This window comes from Sphingomonas sp. (assembly GCF_042095875.1).
Taxonomy (GTDB): domain Bacteria; phylum Pseudomonadota; class Alphaproteobacteria; order Sphingomonadales; family Sphingomonadaceae; genus Sphingomonas.
Genome location: NZ_JBELMJ010000108.1, coordinates 1 through 2,713, shown reverse-complemented (window position 1 = coordinate 2,713; position 2,713 = coordinate 1). Strand labels below are relative to the sequence as shown.

At 72.6% G+C, this 2,713-nt stretch carries 5 protein-coding genes and 1 pseudogene; 4 read left to right on the top strand and 2 right to left on the bottom strand.

Going from position 1 to position 2,713, the window contains the following annotated elements; genetic code table 11:
* Positions 1–186 (top strand): annotated as a pseudogene (locus ACFDS6_RS17005) (elongation factor 4); the annotation flags it as partial.
* Positions 187–224: 38 nt separating this feature from the next.
* On the opposite strand, the gene ACFDS6_RS17000 reads toward ACFDS6_RS17005, so the two are convergent.
* Positions 225–641 (bottom strand): hypothetical protein, encoded by a 417-nt coding sequence (locus ACFDS6_RS17000; protein ID WP_375273260.1) that lies wholly within the window; start codon positions 639–641, stop codon positions 225–227.
* Between the two features lie 4 nt (positions 642–645).
* A complete protein-coding gene (locus ACFDS6_RS16995) occupies positions 646–768 on the bottom strand; it encodes a hypothetical protein (RefSeq protein ID WP_375273259.1) in 123 nt (40 codons plus the stop codon).
* A 98-nt stretch (positions 769–866) separates the two neighbouring features.
* On the opposite strand from ACFDS6_RS16995, the gene modA reads away from it, so the two are divergent.
* The 3 genes from modA to ACFDS6_RS16980 form a co-directional block, all read left to right on the top strand.
* The gene (modA, locus tag ACFDS6_RS16990; RefSeq protein ID WP_375273258.1) at positions 867–1,619 is read left to right on the top strand and encodes a molybdate ABC transporter substrate-binding protein; all 753 of its coding nucleotides are present in this window, start codon (positions 867–869) and stop codon (positions 1,617–1,619) included.
* Entirely contained in the window at positions 1,616–2,299 is a 684-nt protein-coding gene (gene modB, locus ACFDS6_RS16985; RefSeq protein ID WP_375273257.1) for a molybdate ABC transporter permease subunit, read from the top strand. The genes modA and modB overlap by 4 nt, the downstream gene beginning before the upstream one ends.
* Positions 2,289–2,713 (top strand): ATP-binding cassette domain-containing protein (locus ACFDS6_RS16980; RefSeq protein ID WP_375273256.1); only part of this gene is annotated, 425 nt, incomplete at its 3' end. The genes modB and ACFDS6_RS16980, both read left to right, overlap by 11 nt.

The window sequence follows — 2,713 nt, the reverse complement described above, 5'->3', positions numbered from 1 at the left end:
GCGCGCGAGACGATCAGCGCGATGCGCAAGGACGTGACCGCGAAATGCTACGGCGGCGACGCCAGCCGCAAGCGCAAGCTGCTCGACAAGCAGAAGAAGGGCAAGCTCAAGATGCGCGAGTACGGCTCGGTCAGCATCCCGCAGGAAGCGTTCATCGCCGCGCTGCGGATGGGCGACGAGGGCTGATCGGCGGCGTCGCTTGCCCGCGACAGCGGGCGCGACGCTCAGGTCCGCAATCGCCCCGCCGCATCCTCCAGCATCCACGCGCGCGCCGCGCGCTGCACGCGCGGCAGGATGACCCATTGCAGCAGTGCGGTGAGGCACAGCGACGACACGATGATCTGCACCGGCGCCGGCAGCGTCGGCAGCAGCGCGCGCACCCCGGTGCTGACGACCAGCAGCACTGGCAGCACCGACAGCCAGATGACGAGGAAGCGCTTCCACCGCGCCGCGCTGGCATCGCTCGGCAGTTCGATATCGACCTCGCGCCCGTCCGTCACCTGATCGACGCCGATCGTCAGGTCGCGCGCGCGCCGCTCCAGCAACTGATAGGTCTCGCCGGCGCGAAAGCGTTCGAGGTCCTCGCGGCTGGCGAACGGGAGCAGCAGGTCGCGCAGCGCGTTCGTCTGCCCCAGCCGCACGACCTCATGGAAACCGGGCGCGCTTCGCCAGGCCGCTCACTTCCTCGACCCAGCGCGCGAAGTCGTCGGTCTTGCCGGGGCGGACGGCGCGGCTGAGGATTAGCGTCGACGAAACATTGTCGTGCATCAAGCGCCAGCGAGCGTTGCCTGCCCGCGTTGCGTGGGGGCGCCGGGCGTCATCGCCGCGGCTGGCGCCGTCGTATCGAGCGCGATACAGCAGGCGCCATGTTATTTCGCACGGTCCTGCTGCTTCTCGCCGCGCTCGCCTCGCCGGCTGAGGCGCAGCGTGCCGCACCGACTGTCCTCGCCGCGGCGAGCATGCAGGAGGCGATGAACGACGCCGCCGACGCCTGGGCCGGCTCCGGGCACGCGCGACCGGTGCTCGCCTTCGCTGCGTCGTCGGCGCTAGCGCGCCAGATCGAGGCAAGCGCGCCCGCCGACCTGTTCGTGTCGGCGGATGCCGTGTGGATGGACGAACTTCAGCGTCGCGCATTGCTCGCCTCTGAAACCCGCGCGATCGTGGCGCGCGGACAGTTGGTGGTCGTCGCGCGGCCGGGCACGCCCTCGCTCAAGGGCGCGCGCGGCGCGGCGCTCGCGCGCGTGCTCGCCGCCGGGCCGCTGGCGATGGCCGACCCTGCCTCCGTACCGGCAGGCCGCTATGGACAAGAGGCGCTGACCCGCATGGGCGCGTGGAGCGCGGTCGCGCCGCGCGTCGTGCGCGCGGAGAACGTTCGCGCCGCGCTCGCGCTGGTCGAGCGCGGCGCGGCGCCCTACGGAGTCGTCTACGCCACCGACGCGCGCGCGTCCGCGCGGGTGCGGGTCGTCGGTGTCTTTCCGCCGAGCAGCCACGCGCCGATCGTCTACCCCATCGCCCGGCTCGCCCGCTCGCACGATGCCGCGGCAGAGGCGTTCCGCCGCTACCTGTTGTCGGGCGCGGGCCAGGCGATCCTCGCGCGGCGCGGCTTCCTGACACGGTGAGCGACCTCGCGGACATCGTCCGCCTCACCCTGCTCGTCGGCGGCAGCGCGACGCTCGCCTGCCTGCCGGTCGCGTTCCTGCTCGCCTGGGTGCTCGCGCGCTGGCGCTTTCCCGGCAAGGTCGTGCTCGACGCACTCGTCCACCTGCCGCTGGTGGTACCGCCGGTGGTGACCGGCTGGGTGCTGCTGCTCGCCTTCGCGCCCGCCGGACCGGTCGGCGGCGTGCTGGAGCGCTGGTTCGGCGTCAGCGTACTGTTTCGCTGGACCGGCGCGACGATCGCCGCCGCGGTGATGGCGCTGCCGCTGATGGTACGCGCGATGCGGCTGTCGATCGAGGCGGTCGATCGCCGGCTGGAACAGGCAGCGCGCACGCTCGGAGCGTCGCGCTGGCGCGCCTACGCGACGGTCACGCTGCCGCTCGCGCTACCCGGCGTGCTTGCGGGCGCGGTGCTCGGCTTCGCGCGCTCGATCGGCGAGTTCGGCGCTACCATCACCTTCGTCAGCAACGTGCCCGGCGAAACGCAGACGCTTCCGCTCGCGATTTACTCCGCGCTGCAACAGCCGAACGGCGAGCAGCAGGTGTGGCGCCTCGCCGCCACATCCGTCGCGCTCTCGCTCGGCGCGCTGGTGTTGTCGGAGGCGCTGGCGCGTCGCGCGGGACGCGGCATCCATGTCCTTTGACGTCGACGTGACGGTTCGGGGCGGCCGCGTCTCCGCCCGCTTCGATGTGCCCGGCGGCGTCACGATCCTGTTCGCACCCTCGGGCGTGGGCAAGACCAGCGTGCTCGACGCGATCGCCGGCCTTATCACGCCCGACCGCGGCCACGTACACGTCGGCGGTCGCACATTGTTCGACTCTGGCTCCGACGCACGCACGCGCGTGAACCTGCCGCCCGACCAGCGCCGCGCCGGCTACGTGTTCCAGGACGCGCGCCTGTTCCCGCACCGCCGCGTCCGCGCCAACCTGCGCTACGGCGCGCGCGACGACGCCGACCTCGCCGCGGTCGCCGACCTGCTCGACCTCACGCATCTGCTCGCGCGCTGGCCGCGCACGCTGTCGGGCGGCGAGGCCAAGCGCGTCGCGATCGGTCGCGC

Coding starts and splice junctions, on each gene's coding strand:
- ACFDS6_RS16995 (WP_375273259.1), bottom strand. CDS start 768: ATGCACGACAATGTTTCGTCGACGCTAATCCTCAGCCGCGCCGTCCGC.
- modA (WP_375273258.1), top strand. CDS start 867: ATGTTATTTCGCACGGTCCTGCTGCTTCTCGCCGCGCTCGCCTCGCCG.